A 21,871-nucleotide genomic window follows, 5' to 3' on the forward strand; every position below is an offset into this window, starting at 1 on the left:
TCGCAAGATCGACGTCCGACCTCAGACCGGGACAGCCCCAGACGAACCAACGGAAATGCGTGAACCCGCGAATAAGAGCTTGTTGACCGACGTCTCTGGATTCTGCTTCCACCCTTGCACGATCATTCCACCGACACCTCTCCTGCATTCCTGGAGACAGCCCTTCATCATGTCCCGCCTCTTGACACGGGACATAAGAGGATGAGGTCTGGCAGGAGTGCCACGCCCTTCCCGGATTTCGATCTAGCGACCCGCAGCAAGCGCCGGGTCGTAACGCTCGCAAAACTGCTCGATCGCTTCGGAGCGAAAATCGCTTATGCGTTCGAAGATAATGTCATCCGGCCAATCCCACCAGGCGATGCGACGCAGGCTTTCGGCGATCGCGTCGGGAAAGCGCTTTCGGATCGGGCGAGCCGGAACGCCGCCGACGATGGTATAGGGCGACACGCTGCGGCTGACGACCGCTCCCGCGGCAATGACGGCACCGTCGCCGACCGTCACGCCCGGCAGGATGATGGCGGCATGCCCGATCCAGCAATCGTTGCCGACGATCACCCGGTCGCTGCGGCGTTCCGCAAAGAAGTCGCGGTCGCGGGTGGCCGTCGCCTCGTAATATTCCGGGCAATAGGTGAAGCGATGCTGGGACGGGCGGCCCATGGGGTGGTTCGGAGCGCCGATCCGGACCGAGTTGGCGATTGCCGTGAACTTGCCGATCAGTGCGTCGGCGACCTCGCAATTCTCCCCGAGATAGGAGTAGTCGCCAAGCGAGGCATATTCGATGCGCGTGTTACACAGGACCTCGCAACGCCGGCCGATCTGCGCCTCCCGCAGCCGCACCGTTTCATGGACGACGGTTTCCACGATCTTCGGCCGATGCGATGCGTCCATGAAACGGCTCCGATGGTGTCTTCTGCGACGTAGCCCGGATGGAGCGAAGCGCAATCCGGGAATCTTGCCGCTTGTGAGATAGACACCGGATTTCGCTACGTTTCATCCGGGCTACACCAAACAAATCACTCACGCGTGTAGCTTCTGCAGCTCCTTCAGGATCGCCTCGCCCATCTGCGTGGTTGAGGCTGCCGTCGTGCCCTCGGACTTGATATCAGCGGTACGCAATCCACTGGCGAGCACCGCGGCGATCGCCGCGTCGACCTTGTCGGCGAGATCGCCCATGTCGAAGGAATAGCGCAGCGCCATCCCGAACGACGAAATCATCGCAATCGGATTGGCCAGCCCCTTGCCGGCGATATCGGGCGCCGAGCCGTGCACCGGCTCGAACAGCGAGCGGCGCTTCTTGGTCTTGGCGTCGATCTCGCCGAGCGACGCCGAAGGCAACATGCCGAGCGATCCCGTCAGCATCGCCGCGATATCAGACAGCATGTCACCGAACAAATTGTCGGTGACGATGACGTCAAATTGCTTCGGCGCCTTCACCAGCATCATGCCGCCGGAATCGGCGAGCTGGTGCTCCAGCGTCACGTCCTTGTACTCGCGCGCATGCACCGCCGTCATGACCTCGTTCCAGAGCACGCCCGATTTCATGACGTTGCGCTTTTCCATCGACGTCACCTTGTTGCGACGCTTGCGCGCCAGGTCGAAGGCGACGCGGCCGATGCGCTCGATCTCATAGGTGTCGTAGACCTGGGTATCGATGGCGCGCTTCTGGCCGTTGCCGAGATCGGTGATGGTCTTCGGCTCGCCGAAATAGACGCCGCCGGTGAGCTCGCGCACAATCATGATGTCGAGGCCTTCGACCGCCTCGCGCTTCAGGCTGGAAGCATCGGCGAGCGCCGGGTAGCACACGGCGGGGCGCAGATTGGCGAACAGGCCGAGATCCTTGCGCAGCCGCAACAGGCCTGCCTCGGGGCGCACCTCGTAGGGCACGCTGTCCCACTTCGGGCCGCCGACCGCGCCGAAGATAATGGCGTCCGCGGCCTTCGCCTTGGCCATGTCGCCTTCCGAGATCGACACCTTGTGCGCGTCATAGGCGGAGCCGCCAACCAGCCCCTGCTCGGTCTCGAATGACGCGATACCTGCCGCGTTCAGCCAGTCGATCAGGCGCCGCACCTCGCCCATCACTTCGGGGCCGATACCGTCGCCGGGGAGAAGCAGCAGTTTCTGGGTCGCCATGTCGTTTACCTCAGACTGGTGTTTTGGCCGTCATTGCCGGGCTTGACCCGGCAATCCATCCCGCTTCGCAAAATCTTCTGAAGATGGATGGATGCCCGGGTCAAGCCCGGGCATGACGAGCGAAGGAAATCCGGGCGGAGTGCTAGAGCGGCATTGCGCCATTGGCAAGACACCATTGCGGCCGCAGAGCCTGTGCATCCCCCTGCCGGCCTGCCACAATGCCGTTCCGCCGGAGCAAATTCCTTGCACGCCCCCGACCGTCCCGCGAGTTACGCGCATCCCGCACGGCTGATCCTGATTCTGTCGCTGGCGCCGACCGTCGGTCTCGGCATCGGCCGCTTCGCCTATGCGCTGGTGCTGCCTGATATGCGCGACACGCTGGCCTGGAGCTATTCCGCCGCCGGTTTCATGAACACCATCAATGCCGCCGGCTATCTCGCGGGCGCCCTGTTCGCCTCGCGGATGATCCGGCGTTTTGGACTGGCGGCTTCGGTTCGATGGGGCACGCTGGCCTGCGTGTTGTCGCTGGCGCTCTGCGCCACCACAGGCAATTTCTACGTCCTGAGTTTTGCGCGGCTTCTGGCGGGCGTCGGCGCCGCGGCCGGATTCGTCGGCGGCGGCGCCCTGGCGGCGACGATTGCGCAGTCGCGCCCCGAACGGGCGAATTTTCTGCTCAGCCTGTTCTATGCCGGCCCCGGGATCGGCATCCTGGCGTCCGGGCTGGTGGCGCCGTTCGTGCTGCAGGGCTTTGGGCCGGGCTCGTGGTGGATCGTCTGGTGGGCGATGACCGCGCTGGCGGTCGTCATGACCATTCCCGTTCTGCTCGCGCCGCTTCATGACGGCGTGACGGCCGCCGCGACCACAACGGCCAAATTCGCGATTGCGCCGGTGGTGATCTATCTCGCCGGGTACTTCCTATTCGGCGCCGGCTACATCGCCTACATGACCTTCATGATCGCCTATGTCCGCGACGCCGGTGGCGGGGCCGCGGCACAGAGCGCGTTCTGGAGCCTGATCGGCCTCAGCGCCTTTGTCACACCCTGGGTGTGGCGGCGCGTGCTGGCGCTCGACCGCGGCGGCCTCGCCACCACGATCATTCTCGGCGTCAACGCGATCGGCGCGGCGATGCCGATCTTCGGACACTCGGTTTGGCTGCTCGCCACATCGGCCCTGGTATTCGGCGTCGCGTTCTTCGCCGTGGTCGGCTCCACCACCGCCTTCGTCCGCTTCAACTACCCGCCGCAAGCCTGGCCCACGGCGATTGCGGCGATGACGATTTCATTCGGCATCGGCCAGACGCTGGGCCCGATCGTGGTCGGCGCGATTACGGATGCGCTGGGCAGCCTGTCGTTTGCGCTGAATGTTTCCGCGGCGATGCTGGCGTTAGGCGCAGTATTGTCGGCGTTTCAGAGAAAGGTGCGAAGTTTTTAGTGGGAGTGCGCCAGTCGTCATTGCGCGGAGCAAAGCGGGACGAAGCAATCCATCTATCGCTGCGCGAAGAGGTGGATTGCTTCGCGGAAGCCTGTCATCCGGCGCGCATTCGCGCGACCCGTTGGCTCGCAATGACGGCAGCGAAAAGCGCGCTCGACGGTCTTCCCAGAAGCTGCCTTACACTCGTATGCTTTGGACGTTTCCGACCGCAAAGTGTGGCGGTTTGCGGCATAAAGTGACGTCGCCTGATGGTAAGATGTCTGCTCGGCAGCGGGAACTGTGGTATCCTCCATCAAACGCGATGAGGCGGTAGCTCTCCCGGGTTTCGAGAAGGACCAACGTCGTGAAGCGGGACTTCGACCTCATCGTTTATGGCGCGACGGGTTACACCGGCCGTCTCATCGCCGAATATCTGGCGACGTCCTATCGCGGCGACGATGCTCCGTCCTGGGCGATCGCGGGACGCTCGACCGACAAGCTCCAGAAGGTGCGTGTTGACATCGGCGCACCGGGCGATTTGCCGTTGGTCAAGGCGGATGCCGACGAGCCGGCCAGCCTGCGTTCGATGTGCGAGCGTGCGGCCGTGATCATCACGACCGTCGGGCCCTATCAGCTCCACGGTCCCGGGCTGGTGGCGGCCTGCGCGGCCACGGGAACCGCCTATGTTGATCTCTGCGGCGAACCGGTTTGGATGCGGCGCATGATCGACGCCCATTACGAAGAAGCGAAACGGACCGGCGCGCGCATTGTCTTCTCCTGCGGCTTCGACTCCATCCCGTTCGATCTCGGCGTGCTCACGCTGCAGGAGAAGGCGCGCGAGAAATTCGGACGCCCGGCGCGGCGGGTCAAAGCCCGCCTGCGCAAGGTGAAAGGCGGCATGTCTGGCGGCACCGCGGCGAGCGCCCAAGCAACGTTGGCCGCCGCCGCGCGCGATCCAGCCCTGATCGGGCTGCTGACCGACCCCTTCGCGTTGACGCCGGGGTTCACCGGGCCGTCTCAGCCGTCGGGCCTCATCCCCGAATACGACCCGCACATGAACGCGTGGCTCGTGCCGTTCCCGATGGCGCCGGTCAACACCAAGAACGTGCACCGCACGAATTTCCTGTTGGGTCATCTCTACGGCAGGGATTTCGTCTACGACGAGATGATGGTCGCGCCGGGATTGGGGGAAATCGCCGGCGTAACCACGGAGGCGTTCGCCACGGTGTTTTCCTTGTTCAGGACCGGCGGTCTCAAACCCGGCGCAGGCCCGACCCGGGAAGAGCGCGAGAAGGGCTTCTATGACATCCTCTTCCTGGGCGAGCAACCGGATGGCGGACGGGTCGAGACGGTCGTCAGGGGCGACCGCGATCCGGGCTACGGCTCGACCAGCAAGATGATCGCCGAGAGCGCTCTCTGCCTCGTGCGCGACGTGCAGGGCGAGGGCGGCATCTGGACGCCAGGCGCGCTGATGGGTCCGGCGTTGCGCAAGCGTCTGACGGAGCGCGCCGGCCTCACCTTCAGCACGCGTTGAGGTAACGTCAGAACTGCAGCGGCGTGGTCGAGTGCGGTTACTTTCGCGCAGCCCCAACGCCACCGCATCCTCTCGCCTTCGCGAGAGGATGCCTATGTTGTGGAGTACCTGCAGGTACCTGCAGCGGCCCCAGAGTGACGATGGGAGGTATGCTCATGGGCATGCCGAGCAAGGAATTTGCGCTGGCGGGCAGCCTTGAGGAGCTGAAGCTCAAGGGGCGGCTCGTTGTGCGCGGTGACCATCGTCCGATCCTTGTCATCTACGACCGGTGAGGGCCGCACTAAGTGCGATCTGAAGTGACAAAGGCCTGCTGTCATTCAGCGTGCAAAATTGCACGCCGATCATGGGTCAATTTTGGACGCCGATTGACATACCAAACGTTGAGCCGATTGTCCGAGCGCGTGGACGGAACCTCGCGTCCCGCGGGTACTTCACCGCCAAAGTCGGCTCCGCGAACTGGTCTAGGCGACGGTACGACGCGAGCACACCGTTCATCAGCTTGCTGAACGACGTCAGATCGTTGCTGCTGAGATCCAGGTTGTAGGACTTGGCGATGTGCTCGACCGTCAGTTCCAAATCACGTTTGGCGAAAATCTCGCGCCTCAAGGGCGCGACCCCGCGCAGGCGCGGGCGGAGATTCCGATGGAGATTCCGATCAAGGCATCCTGCATCTGCTGACGAATGGACATGGCAGCCGCGTAGTTGTTCGCGGCTCCAGTTTGGATTGGGCCTTTGGCCGAAACAGCCCGTCGTCGCGTCGGTTGTCAGCGGCAGAGCGAAGATCGGTCCGCGCTCTCTTCGCGGCTACTTTTGACCCGAGTCGGACATCGGGGGCACTGGTTTGTCCTAATTGTTTGTGCGGCACCCTGGCCAATGTGAGCTCTTTTGGATGGGCGTGGGATCGTGTAGTCTTGTTTAGAGCTGCTCTTCGAGACGGGACGTGCCGACGTCTTCGTTCGAGGCGAATTGGCAGCGGGGAATGCCGTCGGCAGGCATCGCACTCTCAATAGAACCGACAGTCCTTTTTGCCGGTATCGAGCACTCGCCGTGCCGCACGGGCACGCGAAATGCTTGCTTTGACTGCGACGAGGGAGCGGCGCGCAACCACCTTAACGAACGTGCCGTCGAGCAACCATTGCGGCCGTGTGGGCTGCGGGAGTTGGCATTGCGAGCAACGAAGGGAGGAGCTGCAAGATGATGAAATCCACACTGTTAATGGGATTCGCGGGGCTAGCCGCCTTGGCCCTCACGGCCGTGACCACAGATGCGAACGCGCAGGACAAAGTCCGCTGGAAGATGCAGAGCGCGTTCGGCAGCCAGCTGCCACACCTCGGCACCCCGGCCGTGCGCTTCGCGAAGAATGTCGAGCGGTTGTCGGGTGGCAAATTGGAGATCAAGTTCTACGAGCCCGGCGCGCTGATCCCGCCGCTGGAGTGCTTCGACGCGGTGTCCAAGGGCTCGATCGAATCGTGCTGGACGACACCGGGCTACCACACCGGCAAGTACCCCGCGCTCGCCTTCTTCACCACCGTGCCGTTCGGCCCGCCTATCGGCGAGTTCCTCGGCTGGAAGTGGTTCGGCGGCGGCAACCAGTTGCGCGATGAGATTTACGCCAAGCACGGCCTGATTGCGATCGACTCCAGCGCCATTGCGCCCGAGACCTCCGGCTGGTTTCGCAACGAGATCAAGTCGATCGAGGAGCTGAAGGGGCTGAAGATGCGGTTCTTCGGCCTTGGCGCACAGGTGATGCAGAAGCTCGGTGTTTCCACCCAGCTGCTGGCAGCGGCTGACATCTATCCTGCGCTGGAGCGTGGCGTGATCGACGCGACCGAGTTCTCGATGCCGACGATGGACACCAAGTTGGGCTTCCATCAGATCGCCAAGTTCAACTATTTCCCAGGTTGGCATCAGCAGGTCTCGGCGGGCGAGCTTCTGATGAACAAGGCGGCATGGGACGCGCTGTCGGATCAGAACAAGGCGATCATCGAGATCGCCCTCGGCGAAAACATCACGCGCAATTACGTCGAGAGCGACCACTCCCAGTTCGCGGCGATGGCCGAGATGCGCGACAAGCACAAGGTTCAAATCAAGCGCTGGAGCGACCAGGACCTGGCCACGCTGGAGAAGGCCTGGTTGGAAGTACTGGCGGAGGAATCGGCCAAGGACCCGCTGTTCAAGAAGGTCGCCGACCACTACCTGGACTACCGCAAGAAGTTCGCGGTTTGGGGCGCGTCGCAGACGATGAAAGCCACCTACCAGAAGGATTGAGCGGAGGAGCCGGTGCAGCGCGCGGCTGCACCGGCTCCCGCCGGGGAGGTTTGCCTCGCCGGCCGGTGATGAGATCAGCCGGTTGCGCACAGTGCGCTGCCGCGGGTTGCACCACAGCAGGACTTTGTTGCGATGAATGCATTGCTGAAGCTGGCCGAGAATATGCGGCGGGCGCTCGAGGTTGTTGCCCTGGCGTCCGGTTGGCTGCTCGTCATCATGGCGTGCGTGACTACGTTCGATGTCGTCGCGCGCAAGTTTGGCTTGCAGCTGCCGTACACCAGGCTGCAAGAGCTGGAATGGCACTTCCACGCCGCGATCTTCTCGCTTTGGATGGGCTACTGCTACACGATCAACGCGCATCCGCGGGTCGATACATTCAGCGAGATGATGTCGTATCGCCGCAGGGCATGGATCGAACTCGCTGGCTGCCTCCTGCTGGCGCTGCCCTACACGGCGCTGGTCGCCTACTACAGCCTGGATTTCGTTGCGCAGTCCTATCGGCTCGGCGAGCAGTCCGATAGCACCGTCGGGCTGACCCACCGCTGGATCATCAAGGGCATCTACGCAGCCGGCCTGTGGATGGTGGTGCTCGGCATCGTCAGCGTACTGCTCCGCGTGATCGTCTTCCTGTTCAGCCAAAAGTCGGAGCGCGAAGTCAATCTGCAAATCGGACATGTGATTACCGAAGTCTAATCCAACCGGGGGACCGCAACGTGCTCGACTGGCTGGCCGACAATCTCGCTCTGATCATGTTCGTGTCGATGTTTTTCTTCATTTTCATGGGCTACCCGGTCGCATTTATCATGGGCGGACTGGCGCTCGCCTTCGCGGTCTTCGGCGCCTGGCTCGGCACGTTCAACCTGATCGGCCTGTCCGATATCGTACTGCGCATGTGGGGCGGGGTCGCCAACGATCCGGTGCTGGCGTCGATCCCGATGTTCATCTTCATGGGCGCGATCCTGGAGCGATCGGGCTCCGCCAAGGACATGCTGGATGCCACCGAGGTCCTGCTCAAGCGGTGCCCGGGCGCGCTGGCGGTCTCCGTGATGGTGATGGGCACGATCCTGGCGGCGCCGATCGGCGTGGTCGGCGCGGCGGTCATCACGCTGTCGGTGATCGCGCTGCCGCAGATGATAGCCGCGGGCTACGACAAGCGGCTTGCCATCGGCACCATTGCCTCGGCCGGAACGCTCGGCATCCTGATTCCGCCGGCCATCATGCTGGTGGTGATGGCGGACATGCTGGCGATTTCGGCAGGCAACCTGTTTCTCGCCGCCATCATGCCGGGCTTCCTGCTCTCCGGCCTCTACCTCGTCTATATCCTGCTCGTCGCCATCTTCAGGCCGGGCGCCGCGCCCAAGCTGCCGCCCGGCTACGGGCCGCAAACCCGCACTGCGTTCTGGTACGCCCTCTGGCGGGGCCTGTTCCCGATGACGGCGCTGCTGGTGATCGTGCTCGGCTCGATCTTCGCCGGCTGGGCCACGCCTACGGAGAGCGGGGCTGTCGGCGTGATCGGCTCCATGTTCATCGCAGCGCTGAACCGGCGCATGACGTTCAAGATGATGAACGACGCGATCTATGCCTCCTGCCGCGCCAACGGCCTCGTGTTCCTGATCTTCCTCGGCGCGACCGGCTTCTCCTACGTGTTCCGCGTGCTCGGCGGCGACGACCTGATGATCTCGACGCTCACCCATTTCGGCATCGACACCAAGTGGGAAATGCTCGGCTTCGTCATGATTCTGATCTTCCTGCTCGGTTTCCCGTTCGAGTGGATCGAGATCTGCCTGATCGTCCTGCCGGTGTTCGGGCCGATCCTGTTGAGGTACGACTTCTCCGACCACATCGGCAACAACGCTGCCCTGATGACCTGGTTCGGCACGCTCGTTGCAGTCAATCTGCAGACCGCATTCATGACTCCGCCGTTCGGGGCGACGCTGTTCTACATGAAGGGCACGGCGCCGCCGGGCGTCACCATGAATGACGTGTTCACGGCCATGTATCCGTTCGTCGCGCTGCAGGCTTTCGGCTTGATACTCTGCATTTATTTTCCAAGCATCAGCCTATGGCTGCCGAGACTGGCCGGCTTCATCGAATAGCCGCCATTCCCTTGGACCGTGGAAATTCGGCTTCGGCAAAGCTCAACGAGCCCGATCCGCAAGCCTGGCTGGCGGATGTTGCCCGCTCGAATCGCCGATACCGAACAAGACCGGCTCCATGAGCTGCTGCCTTGGAAATGGAAGAAGATGCTCACGCGCTCCGCTGCCTGACGGCCACGATCCCCCGCGGTGCTCATCGAACGGTTAGCCAAAGAACGAGATTTCCGCACATCGGAGTGGTCCGCTTGTGGCCGATTGCGTTGCAAAAGTCGAAATTCGAACGACCCCGAAAATCTCGCGAAAGGCGAATTTCAGAGAGTTGTAACGTTGCGAAGCGCCATCACGCCGCTACGCAGGTCCGTGGTCGTTTTTCCGAGGAACGACGTGGTCCCTCACGTCGCCACGTGCAACACGCGTCAGCGTCCCCGAAAATTTTCGTTCGTCACCCCAAAAAGACTTTTGCAACAGAATCGGCCCGAAGCGGACTTGCGGGACATGTTCGCTTCGCGCCGATTTCGGACGACATCAAACGCGGCTGATCGGAGCGCCTCTAACTCCCACTGAACGAATTATATCCCTGGTCTTCCCAGAAGCCGCCCTTGTAGTCGTTGGTGACTTCCATCGAGATCACGTATTTCGGGTTCTTGAAGCCGAGCTTGGTCGGCACCCTGATCTTCATCGGGAAACCATAGGCGCGCGGCAGGATCTCGTCGCCGAATTTGAACGTCATCTGGGTCTGCGCATGCAGCGCGCTCGGCATGTCGAGCGGCGAATTGTAACCGTCCTTGTCGGCGCACTGGAACCAGACATATTTCGCGCGGGTATCCGCGCCGACCAGTTTGAGGAAATCGCGCAACGGCGTGCCGGTCCAACTTCCGATCGCGCTCCAGCCTTCGACGCAGATATGGCGCGTGACCTGCTTGACCTGCGGCAGTTGATAGAGCTCGTCCAGCGTCCAGGATTTCTTGTTCTCGACGAGGCCACGCACCTCGAGTTTCCAAGTCTTGCTGTCGACTTCAGGCGCCTCGTCAAGATCGTAATAGGCGTTGAACGGGAACGGCTTTGTAATTGCGCTTTCCGGGAAGGTCGGCGCCATCGCATCGGGATTGAACATCAATGCCTGCACGCCGTCATTGAACTTCGAGACCTGCTTCAGCATCTCCTCGGCCGAGAAACTGTCCGTGACGTCGCAGCCGGTCAGAAGCGTCAGCGCGCCGAGGCTGGCGCCGCCGGAGATGAAACGACGGCGGGTGAGATCCGGCATCGTCTTGACGGCGTCCCGGACCAGAAGCGCCTTGTCAACGCCGGGGATCAGAAGCTTGCGCATGCGGCCCATGGTCGTTCTCCCCTAAATTAGCGGCCGATGATCATGGCGCGCAGGCTCTTCGGCACCAGAAGCGCGAGCGCGACATGAACCACCATGAAGGCGACGATCGCCGCCATGCAGAAGAAATGAACGTAACGGGCGCCCTCGTAGCCGCCGAACAATGCCGCCAGATATTGCAGTTGCACCGGCTTCCAGAGCGCCAGACCCGACAGCACGATTAGGATGCCGACGACGATGATGCCAGCGTAGAGCAGCTTCTGCACGTGGTTGTATCTGGTAAGGTCATCGTGCGACAGCTTGCCGGTCAGCGCAGCTTTCGTATCTGAAATCACGCCCTCCGACGTGATCGGCAGCAGTTTCTTGCGGAAGCGGCCGGTGACAAAACCCAGCACCAGATAGATCAGGCCATTGACCATCAACAGCCACATCGCGGCGAAGTGCCAAAGTAGCGCGCCCGCGAGCCAGCCGCCCAGCGTGATAGATCGGGGGAACGTAAAGCCGAATAGCGGCGAGGCGTTATAGATCTGCCATCCCGACATGATCATCAGGACCATCGCGAAGGCATTGGTCCAGTGCAGCGCCCGCACCCAGGCCGGCTGAATGATTTTTGCCTTGGCTGACGCGGCGTGTTCGTCGCTGACTGTTACGGCCGACATGGCTCATCCCCGCTTGCATTTCGTTGTCGAATATACGCCCGGAACCGGGTTTTCGTTACTGCCATGACGCTATCAGATCGATGCCTGGCGCGTATCGATCTTCACGAAAAAGCGAGCCGGGGTTGCCCCGGCCCGCCAATCCACGCGTCCCTGTTGGGACCAGTCAGGCGCGCGCGGGGCTCAGGACGCCGGCATCAGCACAGTGTCGACCACATGGATCACGCCGTTCGACTGGTTGACGTTGGTGATCGTGACCGTCGAGGTTCCGCCCTTGGCGTCGACGATCCAAGTCTTGCCGTCCTGCTTCTTGACCGTCAGCTCCTCGCCTTCGGCCGTCTTGAGCTTCTTGCCATCGGTGAGGTCAGCCGCGGCGAGCTTGCCGGGCACGACATGGTAGGTGAGGATTTTGGTCAGAGTCGCTTTGTTCTCAGGCTTCACCAGCGTCTCGACGGTGCCGGCCGGCAGCTTGCCGAAGGCGGTGTTGGTCGGCGCGAACACGGTGAACGGGCCCTTGCCTTCCAGCGTCTCGACCAGGCCGGCCGCCTTCACGGCGGCGACCAGCGTGGTGTGGTCCTTCGAATTGACGGCGTTCTGGATGATGTTCTTGGACGGGAACATCGCCGCACCGCCGACCATCACGGTCTTTTCCTCCGCGCTTGCGGGCGCGGTCATGGTGGCGGTGAAAGCCAGCGCGCCGAACACGGCGGCGGACAGAAGTGCAATACGTTTCGACATGGAATCTTCTCCCGAGGATTGCTGCGGCCGGCGGGTATCGCCGGTGATGAAAACAACGACGCTGGTCGATGGACCGGTTGATTTCGTCGTCGTTGGGCCGAGCTACGGGAGGTTTTTGGGGCCGGTTTCGAGGAATAATTTATCGTGATGTCTGAAACTTTTGCGGGCGCAGTCCGTGCTGTGCCGTCATTGCGAGCGAAGCGAAGCAATCCATCGCGCGCACGTGGCGGCATGGATTGCTTCGTCGCTGGCGCTCCGCAATGACGGGGTCCCAATTCGCAGAGGATTGGCGGACTAATCCCGGCTGTGCGGCGTCTGGATAAACCCGCGATTATGCGTCGGGCTGATCAGGATCTCGTTGACGCAGACCCGCGGCGGCAGGCTGGCGACGAAGGCGATGGTGCGCCCGCAATCTTCCGGCTGCAGCATTTTGGCTTGCTCTTCCTCCGAGGGCACCACCGGACGCAGCTTCAGAATCGGGGTCGCGACCTCGCCGGGTGAGAGGCAGCAGGCGCGCAGCCCGTTGACGCATTCGTCCATGTTGAAGGAATGGGTCAGCGCCAGCACCGCATGCTTTGTCGTGGTGTAGGCCGGGCCCGGCATCTTTGACACGTGACGGCCGGCCCAGGACGCGACGTTGATGATGCAGCCGTCCTTTTGCTTGCGCATCGCCGGCAGCACCGCGCGCATGCAGTAGAGCACGCCGTTGAGGTTGATATCGACGACCTTGTCCCAGCCCTCCAGTTCCATGTCGGCCCAGCTTCGCTTCGGCACATTGATGCCGGCACTGTTAACCAGGAGGTCGATCCGGCCGTGTTTGGCCAGGATCTGCTCAGCCGCCTTGTTGACGTCTTCCTTGTTGCTGACATCGAGCGCGATCGCCTCGGCCTTGCCGCCCTTTTGGGTGATATTGGCCACGACCTTGTCGAGGGCATCTTTCCGCCGCCCCGAGACCACCACCGTCCAGCCGTCGGCCGCCAGCGCCTCGGCGCCGGCCTCGCCAATCCCGCTGCCACCGCCCGTCACCCAGGCCACGCGTTTCCCGCCATTTGTCATGCAAACTGTCTCCGTTGCTTTTTGAAGGGCGTTCTTGCTATTCCAGCCTGCGAAATTCGCCAGCGCCCTCTTAGGGAAGTTTGCATGAACACGACCGCCAACGCCAACCTGTTTTCCCGCCTGTTCGATACGCTGGACGATCCGAACCGGCTCGCGATCGAAATGCTCGATGGCGCGCGCATCAGCTATGGCGAGCTGATTGCTCGCGCTGGCCAGATGGCGAATGTGCTGGCGTCGCGCGGCGTCAAGCCCGGCGATCGCGTCGCGGCCCAGACCGAAAAGTCCGTGCCGGCGCTGGTGCTATATCTTGCGACCGTGCGCGCGGGCGGCGTCTACCTGCCGCTCAACACTGCGTATACGCTGAACGAGCTCGACTACTTCATATCCGACGCCGAGCCTGCGCTGGTCGTCTGCGATCCCTCCAAGGCCGAGGGCATCGGCGCCATCGCGGCGAAAGTGAAGGCGAAGGTCGAAACGCTCGGGCCCGACGGCACGGGATCACTGACGGACGCCGCCGCCAAGGCCGATGCCGCCTTCGCGACGGTAGCCCGTGGCAATGACGATCTGGCCGCCATTCTCTATACGTCAGGTACCACCGGCCGCTCCAAGGGAGCGATGCTGACGCATGATAATCTAGCGTCAAACTCCTACAGCCTGGTCGACTACTGGCGCTTCACCGACAAAGACGTGCTGATCCACGCGCTGCCGATCTATCACACCCATGGCCTGTTTGTGGCGAGCAATGTTACGCTGTTCGCCCGCGCCTCGATGATCTTCCTGCCGAAATTCGATCCTGAAGTAATCATCAAACTGATGGCGCGCGCGACCGTGCTGATGGGCGTGCCGACCTTTTATACACGGCTGTTGCAGAGCCCGGCGCTGTCGAAGGAGTCGACCAAGCACATGCGGCTGTTCATTTCGGGCTCCGCGCCGCTGCTCGCCGACACCCATCGCGAATGGGCCGCGCGCACCGGCCACGCCGTGCTGGAACGCTACGGCATGACCGAAACCAACATGAACACGTCGAACCCCTATGACGGCGAGCGCGTGCCCGGCGCGGTCGGCCATCCCCTGCCTGGCGTCTCCGTGCGCGTCACCGATCCCGAGACCGGGAAGGAGCTCGCTCGCGACGAGATCGGCATGATCGAGGTGAAAGGCCCGAACGTGTTCAAGGGCTATTGGCGGATGCCGGAGAAGACCAAGTCCGAATTCCGGGACGACGGCTTCTTCATCACTGGCGATCTCGGCAAGATCGACGACAAGGGCTATGTGCACATTCTCGGCCGTGGCAAGGACCTGGTGATCTCGGGCGGCTTCAACGTCTATCCCAAAGAAATCGAGAGCGAGATCGACGCCATGCCGGGCGTGATCGAATCCGCCGTGATCGGCGTGCCGCATGCCGATTTCGGCGAAGGCGTCACCGCGGTCCTAGTCTGCAACAAGGGTGCTGACGTCACCGAGGCGGGTGTGCTGAAAGCGCTCGAAGGCAGGCTCGCCAAATTCAAGATGCCGAAGCGCGTGTTCGTCGTCGACGAACTGCCGCGCAATGCCATGGGCAAGGTGCAGAAGAACATTTTGCGGGATACGTATAGGGATATTTATGCGAAGAATTAGCGGCGCGCCGCCGATCCGGGGGCAGAGACCATGAACGAAGCGCAAGCGGCCGAAATTCTTGATTGCTTGATCGAAGCGGCCCGCGAACTCGATGAGGCGAGGGCCGCCGCGGACATTCTTGCACACGAGAACAAGGAAGCTGCCTCGGTCAGGGATCTCGTCATCAAGCTCAATTCGGAGCTGCTGCAAGCGATTTATGAGCGATTTCCCGATTTGCTGCCGTTTAAAGAATTTCCCGCAATCAGCAGCTCGCTGAGATGGGACCAGGTCCGGCTTCCGCCCTCCGCCTCCGAGGCGCAGGTCGATCAGATCATCTTCTCGGTCATTGCACCTATCTGGCACAAGATGGCGCGCATCATCTGGGATGCCGTAAAGCGCGGCGAAGAGCTCGCTCTCGGAGTCACCCACGAAATGTTCGCTGCCCGCATTCGGGTCTTGGTTGAGGCGGGTCGTCTGGAAGGCCAGGGTGATCTTCGCAAATGGCGGCATAGCGAGGTGCCATTCAAAGACTGAGCGGGCGGCGACCCGGCTCAGCGGACCGGTGCCCGCTACTGTCCATTCAACAGACCAATCACGAACCCCCGGCTGGCTTCTCCGAAGATCAGGGCCTTCGTCGACTATCTCGCTGAGCGGTCGCGCGGAACTGATCCCTTTGACGTGCAGCTCCGCGCCCCTCAACGAATAGAATGCGTATTCAATTCTTCGATCGCGCCCGACACTGTGGTATACCAAGCCACTGAACAATCGCGTTTCGTAGCCGCATAGCAATGAACGCTGACTCCATTCCAAGCGATTTGATCGTTGCGCGGACGGACTCGACTACGTAAATAGAATTTATCTACCGCGTTCCCCGATGGGCCGGCCGCGGCCCCACACAACGTAAAGCCGCCGAATGACCGCCAGGATAGAACGACCGCTATCGCCCCATTTGCAGACCTATCGCGTCACCCTGACGATGGCGCTTTCCGTCATCCACCGCGCCACTGGGATTGCGCTCTATTTCGGTACCTTGCTGCTGGCCTGGTGGCTGATTGCAGCGGCGTCCGGCCCCGGGGCGTATGCCCATGTCCAGGCCTTCACCGGCAGCATAATCGGCAAGCTGATCGTGTTCGGCTACACTTGGGCGTTGCTGCACCATCTGGTCAGCGGTATCCGCTACTTCTTCTGGGACCTCGGCTACGGCTTCAAGCCCAACGAGCGCGAAGCGCTCACCTGGGGCGCGCTGATCGCGGGCATTTCGCTGACCGTCCTGGTCTGGATCATCGCCTACACGGTCGGAGGCGGACGATGAGCGGCCGCTCCTCGATGCGCACGCCGCTCGGCCGCGTCCGCAATCTCGGTTCCTCGCATTCCGGCACCACCGATTTCTGGCGCCAGCGCCTCACGGCGGTGGCCATGACGCTGCTGATCGTGCCGGTCATTGTGATCGTGCTGATGCTGATCGGCCGCAACCAGGCCGGCGCGGCGCAAATCCTCGGCTCGCTTCCGATCGCGATCATCCTGGTGCTCTTCATCATCGCCAGCGCCTGGCACATGAAGATCGGCATGCAGATCATAATCGAGGACTATGTGCACAACGAGATGCTGAAGCTCGCCAGCGTGATGGCCAATAATTTCTTCTGTATCGCGGTCGCCTTGGCGTCGATCTACGCGATCGTCAAATTGTCATCGGGAGTGTAACCCATGGCGTCTCAAGGTTCGGCCGCTGAAGGTAACGGCAAGGCCACTAGGGCCAGTGCCAGCAACGGAAAAGCCTATCCGATCGAGGACCACACCTACGACGTCGTGGTCGTCGGCGCCGGCGGCGCCGGCCTGCGTGCCGTGGTCGGCTGCAGCGAGGCTGGCCTGCGCACCGCCTGCATTACAAAAGTGTTCCCGACGCGCTCGCATACGGTCGCGGCCCAAGGCGGCATTTCGGCCTCGCTCGGCAACATGCATCAGGACGACTGGCGCTGGCACATGTACGACACCGTCAAAGGGTCGGACTGGCTCGGGGACCAGGACGCGATCGAATACATGGTGCGCAACGCGCCGGAAGCCGTCTACGAGTTGGAGCATTGGGGCGTGCCGTTCTCGCGCACCGAGGACGGCAAGATCTACCAGCGTCCGTTCGGCGGCATGACCATGGACTACGGCAAGGGCCAGGCGCAGCGCACCTGCGCCGCCGCCGACCGCACCGGTCACGCCATGCTGCACACGATGTACGGCCAGGCGCTGCGCCATTCGGCCGAGTTCTATATCGAATTCTTCGCCATCGACCTGATTATGGACGACCAGGGCGCCTGCCGCGGCGTCATCGCACTCAAGCTAGACGACGGCACGCTGCACCGCTTCCGTGCCCAGACCACGATTCTCGCCACCGGCGGCTATGGTCGCGCCTATGCCTCCTGCACGTCGGCGCATACCTGCACCGGCGACGGCGGCGGCATGGTGCTGCGCGCCGGCCTGCCGCTGCAGGACATGGAGTTCGTCCAGTTTCACCCGACCGGGATTTACGGCGCCGGCTGCCTGGTCACCGAGGGCGCGCGCGGCGAAGGCGGCTATCTCGTCAATTCCGAGGGCGAGCGCTTCATGGAGCGCTATGCGCCCTCCGCCAAGGACCTCGCCTCCCGCGACGTGGTCTCGCGCTCGATGACCATCGAGATCCGCGAAGGCCGCGGCGTCGGCAAGAAGAAAGACCACATCTACCTGCACCTCGATCATCTCGACCCGAAGGTGTTGCAGGAACGGCTGCCCGGCATTTCCGAATCGGCGAAGATCTTCGCCAATGTCGACGTCACCCGCGAGCCGATTCCGATCGTGCCGACCGTGCACTACAACATGGGTGGCATTCCCACCAATTATCACGCCGAAGTCCTGACCAAGAAGGACGGCGATGACAATGCCGTGGTGCAGGGCCTGATGGCGATCGGCGAAGCGGCCTGCGTGTCCGTGCACGGCGCCAACCGGCTCGGCTCCAACTCGTTGATCGACCTCGTCGTGTTCGGCCGCGCCGCCGCGCTAAGGCTCGCGGAAAAGCTGACGCCCAACGGCAAGCAGCCCGAACTGCCGAAGGATTCCGCCGACTTGGCGCTTGGACGGCTCGATCATTACCGCCATGCCTCCGGCGGCACGCCGACCGCGAAGCTGCGGGATAGCATGCAGCACGTGATGCAGAACAACTGCGCGGTGTTCCGCACCGGCGAAATCCTGCACGAAGGCCAGAACCTGATCCACAAGGTGCACGGCGGCATCGGCGACATCGCCACCACCGACCGCTCGCTGGTGTGGAATTCCGACCTGATCGAGACACTCGAATTCGATAATCTGATCGTGCAGGCGGTGGTCACGATGGATTCGGCGGCGAACCGTACCGAGAGCCGCGGCGCCCATGCGCGCGAGGACTTTGCCGAGCGCGACGACAAGAACTGGATGAAGCACACGCTGGCGTGGATCGATCCGAACGGCAAGACCACGATCGACTATCGCCCGGTGCACGACTACACGATGACGAACGACGTTCAATACATCCCGCCGAAGGCGCGGGTGTATTGAGTTTGCTTGTCATGCGCGGGCAAAAGGCGCGAAGCGCTGTCTTCGCACCAGATGACCCGCGCACCCATCTTCAAAAGAGGATGGATTGCCGGGTCAAGCCTGGCAATGACGAGAAGGACCGTAGAGGCAAGACATATGGCTGAATTCACGCTTCCGAAAAATTCGAAGATCACCGGCGGCAAGGCTTGGCCGAAGCCGGCGGGCGCGACTGAGACGCGCGAATTCCGGGTCTATCGCTGGAATCCGGACGACGGTAAGAACCCGAGCGTCGACACCTATCATGTAGACATCAACGATTGCGGGCCGATGGTGCTCGACGGCCTGATCTGGATCAAGAACAACATCGATCCGACGCTGACCTTCCGCCGCTCCTGCCGCGAAGGCGTCTGCGGCTCCTGCGCCATGAATATCGACGGCCAGAACACGCTGGCCTGCACCAAATCGATGCACGATGTAGCTGCAGGCGGCGCCGTGAAGGTCAATCCGCTGCCGCATCAGCCGGTCGTGAAGGACCTGGTGCCCGATCTGACCAACTTCTACGCGCAATATGCCTCGATCGAACCCTGGCTGAAGACCACAACGCCGACGCCGCAGAAGGAATGGAAGCAAAGCCACGAGGACCGCGAAAAGCTCGACGGCCTTTACGAGTGCATCCTGTGCGCCTGCTGCTCGACTTCCTGCCCGAGCTACTGGTGGAACAGCGAGCGCTTCCTCGGGCCCGCCGCGCTGCTGCAGGCGACGCGCTGGGTGAAGGATTCCCGCGATGAGGCCACCGGCGAACGGCTCGACAACCTCGAAGACCCGTTCCGGCTCTACCGCTGCCATACCATCATGAACTGCGCCAAGTCCTGCCCGAAGGGCCTGAACCCGTCGGAAGCCATCGCCGAACTCAAGCTGAAGATGGTCGAGCGCCAGATCTAGCCGGCTAGCCTGTAGCCCGGATGGAGCGTAGCGCAATCCGGGATTCTCACAGCGGGACCAACCTGCCCCCCGGATTACGCGGAGCCTGTCATCGAGCGCGCATTCGCGCGACCCGTTGGCTCCATCCGGGCTACGGGATACCGCGAACAGCCGGATTTGAATCGATAGTTACCGATCCGGGGTTGGCCGCCACCCAAGTAAGTTCCCTTCGCCGCTCCGCTTTATTCCTCGCACGACTTTGCGTTAAGCTCGGTGCGGAGCCGGAGCAAGCGTGCAGACCGCGCAACGTAATTCGCTGAGACTGCTGCAATGGATGATGGTCGCCTCATTGGCGCTTCCGTTGGCGCTGTTTGTATTTGCATCCGCCGGCTCCTGGGTCTCGATCCGCGAAACCGCCGACCGTGAAATCGAGCGCACGCTGGATGTCGCGCACGAGCATGCGCTGAAAGTATTCGAGACCATCGACCGCAGCCTGTCGGAGATCGCCGAGATCATCCGCGACGTCCCCGATGCCGACATCGTTGCCCGCGAGCAAACGCTGCATTTCCGGCTGAAACAATTGGTCGCTTCGCTGCCGCAGGTGAAGTCGGCCTGGATATTCGACGCCAAGAGCCGCGCGCTCGTCAACAGCCTCGTCGTCCCGGCGCCTGACATCGATTTTTCCGACCGGGACTATTTCAAGGCCCACGTCGCCGGCGATATCGGAACCTATATTGGCGAGGCGCTCACGCCGCGGCCGCCCTATCAGGGCGCCGCGTTCTTCGGCGTCAGCAGACGGCGCCCGAGCGAGGACGGCAGCTTCGCAGGTGTGATCCAGACCTCCGTGCTGCCGGAATATTTCGAAAATTACTACGCCCGGATCGGCCGCGAGCCGGGCAGTTTCTTCGCGGTCGGTCGCGCGGACGGCACCGTGCTGGCTCGTTTCCCCGCCGCAGGCCGCGAGGTCCGCCTCGACCACAACGGCCCGATCGGAAAACTGCTTGCGGCCGATCCCGAGGCCGGCCTCGTCACCGTGACCTCGTCGACGGACGGCATCGAACGACGCCTCGGATACCGGCGGCTCGCGGAATACCCGATCTATGTCAGTGCCGGCCTGGAGACGTCGGCGATCCGGGCGCGCTGGCTGTCCACCATGAGCCAGCACCTGATTTTCGGCGCGCCGGCCACCGCGCTGCTGTTTGCCCTGCTGGGGCTGGCCTTGCGCCGGACGCGCCACCTTTATTACGAGGCCGAGAAGCGCCGGGTGGCCGAGGAAGCGCTGAAGCACGGTCAGCGGCTGGAGGCGCTTGGCCAGTTGACCGGCGGCGTTGCGCACGACTTCAATAATCTGCTGACAGTGATCCGCGCTTCCGTCGACCTGTTGCGGCGGCCTGACCTGCCGGAAGCGCGGCGGCTGCGCTATATCGATGCGATCTCGGATACGGTGACCCGCGCCGCCAAGCTGACGGGGCAATTGCTGGCCTTCGCGCGCCGCCAGACGTTGAAGCCGGAGGTGTTCGACGTCGGGCGGACCGTGCAGATGCTGAGTGAAATGATCGGCACCCTGATCGGTTCGCGCATCGAAATTGTCATCCTTGGGCCGGAAGAACCGTGCTTCGTCAACGCCGACGCCGGCCAGTTCGAAACCGCCATCATCAACATGGCCGTGAATGCGCGGGACGCTATGGAAGGCCGCGGACGGCTGACGATTGCGGTCGGAATGGCAGCCAGCCTGCCCAACTCCGCCCCGCAGCCGCAACATCCATATGGTTATGTGGCCGTATCCGTCGCCGATACCGGCAGCGGCATTCCGCCGGATCAGTTCGAACGCATTTTCGAACCCTTCTTCACAACCAAGCAGCCCGGCCATGGCACCGGGCTCGGCCTGTCGCAGGTATTCGGCTTCGCCAAGCAATCCGGCGGCGAAGTGGCTGTGGCCAGCGAAGTGGGCAAGGGCAGCATTTTCACGCTGTATCTGCCGCGCACCGCCGGCAGCGGCAAATCGCGACAGACGCCGGCAGCAGATGCCGCGGCGATCGACGGAAGCGGGATGTCGGTGCTCGTGGTCGAAGACAATGCCGAGGTCGGACGCTTCGCCACCGATGCGCTGGCCGAACTCGGCTACGCCACCACACTCGTCGGCAATGCCGTGCATGCGCTCGAAGAACTGGCGGCCGGCGCCGAGCGTTTCGATGCCGTATTCACCGACGTCGTAATGCCCGGCATGACCGGCATTGAACTCGCCCAGGAAGTCCGCCGCCGCCATCCCGACCTGCCGGTGGTGCTGACCAGCGGCTACAGCCACGTGCTGTCGGAGCACGGCAGCTACGGTTTTGAGCTGCTGCAAAAGCCCTACTCGGTCGAGCAGCTTTCCCGTGTGCTGCACCGGGTTGGCCGGCGGAAAGTGGAGCACGCAGCAAAGTAGGCTGACCTGTCGCTTCTCCCGTTGTTGGAGCGAAGCTATTCGTCCGCCGTAGCTTAGTGAGGGCGGGAAGCATTCCATTTCTCCGCGGAAAGATGGATTGCTTGCGCCTTCGCTCTTCGAGCCACCACGGACAAGAGTACAGAACGATTGTCAGGAACCATCTGATTTTCCTTGCGTTGTTGCGCC

At 62.5% G+C, this 21,871-nt stretch carries 19 protein-coding genes and 1 pseudogene; 13 read left to right on the plus strand and 7 right to left on the minus strand.

From position 1 onward, the window contains the following. Positions 1-243 precede the first annotated feature (243 nt). Together IVA95_RS34220 and leuB are read right to left on the minus strand one after the other, a co-directional pair. Positions 244-888 carry a CatB-related O-acetyltransferase gene (locus IVA95_RS34220; RefSeq protein WP_247514528.1) on the minus strand — a complete coding sequence of 215 codons (645 nt, stop codon included), beginning with the start codon at positions 886-888 and terminating at the stop codon, positions 244-246. Positions 889-1,017: 129 nt separating this feature from the next. Beyond that, on the minus strand, positions 1,018-2,130 hold the full coding sequence (gene leuB / locus IVA95_RS34225) for a 3-isopropylmalate dehydrogenase (RefSeq protein ID WP_247514529.1): 1,113 nt from the start codon (positions 2,128-2,130) through the stop codon (positions 1,018-1,020). Positions 2,131-2,373: 243 nt separating this feature from the next. Between leuB and IVA95_RS34230 the strand changes: the two genes are divergently transcribed. Then, on the plus strand, positions 2,374-3,561 hold the full coding sequence (locus IVA95_RS34230) for a YbfB/YjiJ family MFS transporter (RefSeq protein ID WP_247514530.1): 1,188 nt from the start codon (positions 2,374-2,376) through the stop codon (positions 3,559-3,561). Positions 3,562-3,904: 343 nt separating this feature from the next. Then, positions 3,905-5,074: a saccharopine dehydrogenase NADP-binding domain-containing protein gene (locus IVA95_RS34235; protein ID WP_247514531.1), complete on the plus strand. Its 1,170-nt coding sequence runs from the start codon at positions 3,905-3,907 to the stop codon at positions 5,072-5,074. Between the two features lie 348 nt (positions 5,075-5,422). Here IVA95_RS34235 and IVA95_RS34240 read toward each other — a convergent pair whose 3' ends face one another. Then, on the minus strand, positions 5,423-5,680 hold the full coding sequence (locus IVA95_RS34240) for a hypothetical protein (protein WP_247514532.1): 258 nt from the start codon (positions 5,678-5,680) through the stop codon (positions 5,423-5,425). 588 nt (positions 5,681-6,268) lie between these two features. On the opposite strand from IVA95_RS34240, the gene IVA95_RS34245 reads away from it, so the two are divergent. From IVA95_RS34245 to IVA95_RS34260, 4 genes and pseudogenes are all read left to right on the plus strand, one after another. Then, positions 6,269-7,342 (plus strand): TRAP transporter substrate-binding protein, encoded by a 1,074-nt coding sequence (locus tag IVA95_RS34245; protein WP_247514533.1) that lies wholly within the window; start codon positions 6,269-6,271, stop codon positions 7,340-7,342. A gap of 132 nt (positions 7,343-7,474) precedes the next feature. After that, the gene (locus tag IVA95_RS34250; RefSeq protein WP_247514534.1) at positions 7,475-8,035 is read left to right on the plus strand and encodes a TRAP transporter small permease subunit; all 561 of its coding nucleotides are present in this window, start codon (positions 7,475-7,477) and stop codon (positions 8,033-8,035) included. Between the two features lie 20 nt (positions 8,036-8,055). Beyond that, entirely contained in the window at positions 8,056-9,438 is a 1,383-nt protein-coding gene (locus tag IVA95_RS34255) for a TRAP transporter large permease subunit (protein ID WP_247514535.1), read from the plus strand. Between the two features lie 32 nt (positions 9,439-9,470). After that, a pseudogene (locus IVA95_RS34260) lies at positions 9,471-9,609 on the plus strand (transposase domain-containing protein); the annotation flags it as partial. 379 nt (positions 9,610-9,988) lie between these two features. On the opposite strand, the gene IVA95_RS34265 reads toward IVA95_RS34260, so the two are convergent. The 4 genes from IVA95_RS34265 to IVA95_RS34280 form a co-directional block, all read right to left on the minus strand. Further along, complete coding sequence (locus IVA95_RS34265; RefSeq protein WP_247514536.1) at positions 9,989-10,774, minus strand: molybdopterin-dependent oxidoreductase; 786 nt, start codon at positions 10,772-10,774, stop codon at positions 9,989-9,991. Positions 10,775-10,791: 17 nt separating this feature from the next. Beyond that, positions 10,792-11,421 (minus strand): cytochrome b/b6 domain-containing protein, encoded by a 630-nt coding sequence (locus IVA95_RS34270; RefSeq protein WP_247514537.1) that lies wholly within the window; start codon positions 11,419-11,421, stop codon positions 10,792-10,794. 180 nt (positions 11,422-11,601) lie between these two features. Further along, complete coding sequence (locus IVA95_RS34275; protein WP_247514538.1) at positions 11,602-12,156, minus strand: fasciclin domain-containing protein; 555 nt, start codon at positions 12,154-12,156, stop codon at positions 11,602-11,604. 294 nt (positions 12,157-12,450) lie between these two features. Next, the gene (locus IVA95_RS34280) at positions 12,451-13,212 is read right to left on the minus strand and encodes an SDR family oxidoreductase (RefSeq protein WP_247514539.1); all 762 of its coding nucleotides are present in this window, start codon (positions 13,210-13,212) and stop codon (positions 12,451-12,453) included. A gap of 84 nt (positions 13,213-13,296) precedes the next feature. Here IVA95_RS34280 and IVA95_RS34285 point away from each other — a divergent pair, with 84 nt between their 5' ends. From IVA95_RS34285 to IVA95_RS34315, 7 genes are all read left to right on the plus strand, one after another. Then, positions 13,297-14,826 carry a malonyl-CoA synthase gene (locus tag IVA95_RS34285; RefSeq protein WP_247514540.1) on the plus strand — a complete coding sequence of 510 codons (1,530 nt, stop codon included), beginning with the start codon at positions 13,297-13,299 and terminating at the stop codon, positions 14,824-14,826. A gap of 30 nt (positions 14,827-14,856) precedes the next feature. Beyond that, a complete protein-coding gene (locus tag IVA95_RS34290; protein WP_247514541.1) occupies positions 14,857-15,339 on the plus strand; it encodes a DUF3658 domain-containing protein in 483 nt (160 codons plus the stop codon). Between the two features lie 379 nt (positions 15,340-15,718). Then, positions 15,719-16,117: a succinate dehydrogenase, cytochrome b556 subunit gene (gene sdhC, locus IVA95_RS34295; RefSeq protein ID WP_213250830.1), complete on the plus strand. Its 399-nt coding sequence runs from the start codon at positions 15,719-15,721 to the stop codon at positions 16,115-16,117. Positions 16,118-16,131: 14 nt separating this feature from the next. After that, entirely contained in the window at positions 16,132-16,506 is a 375-nt protein-coding gene (sdhD, locus tag IVA95_RS34300) for a succinate dehydrogenase, hydrophobic membrane anchor protein (protein WP_247514658.1), read from the plus strand. 3 nt (positions 16,507-16,509) lie between these two features. Further along, positions 16,510-18,360 carry a succinate dehydrogenase flavoprotein subunit gene (gene sdhA, locus IVA95_RS34305; RefSeq protein ID WP_247514542.1) on the plus strand — a complete coding sequence of 617 codons (1,851 nt, stop codon included), beginning with the start codon at positions 16,510-16,512 and terminating at the stop codon, positions 18,358-18,360. A 135-nt stretch (positions 18,361-18,495) separates the two neighbouring features. Further along, positions 18,496-19,281, plus strand: a complete 786-nt coding sequence (locus IVA95_RS34310) for a succinate dehydrogenase iron-sulfur subunit (RefSeq protein ID WP_213289840.1) — start codon at positions 18,496-18,498, stop codon at positions 19,279-19,281. A gap of 271 nt (positions 19,282-19,552) precedes the next feature. Continuing rightward, positions 19,553-21,685, plus strand: coding sequence for a hybrid sensor histidine kinase/response regulator (locus tag IVA95_RS34315; RefSeq protein WP_247514543.1), 2,133 nt, complete (start codon positions 19,553-19,555; stop codon positions 21,683-21,685). The last annotated feature ends 186 nt before the right edge of the window (positions 21,686-21,871 follow it).

This window comes from Bradyrhizobium sp. 157 (genome assembly GCF_023073815.1).
GTDB lineage: Bacteria > Pseudomonadota > Alphaproteobacteria > Rhizobiales > Xanthobacteraceae > Bradyrhizobium.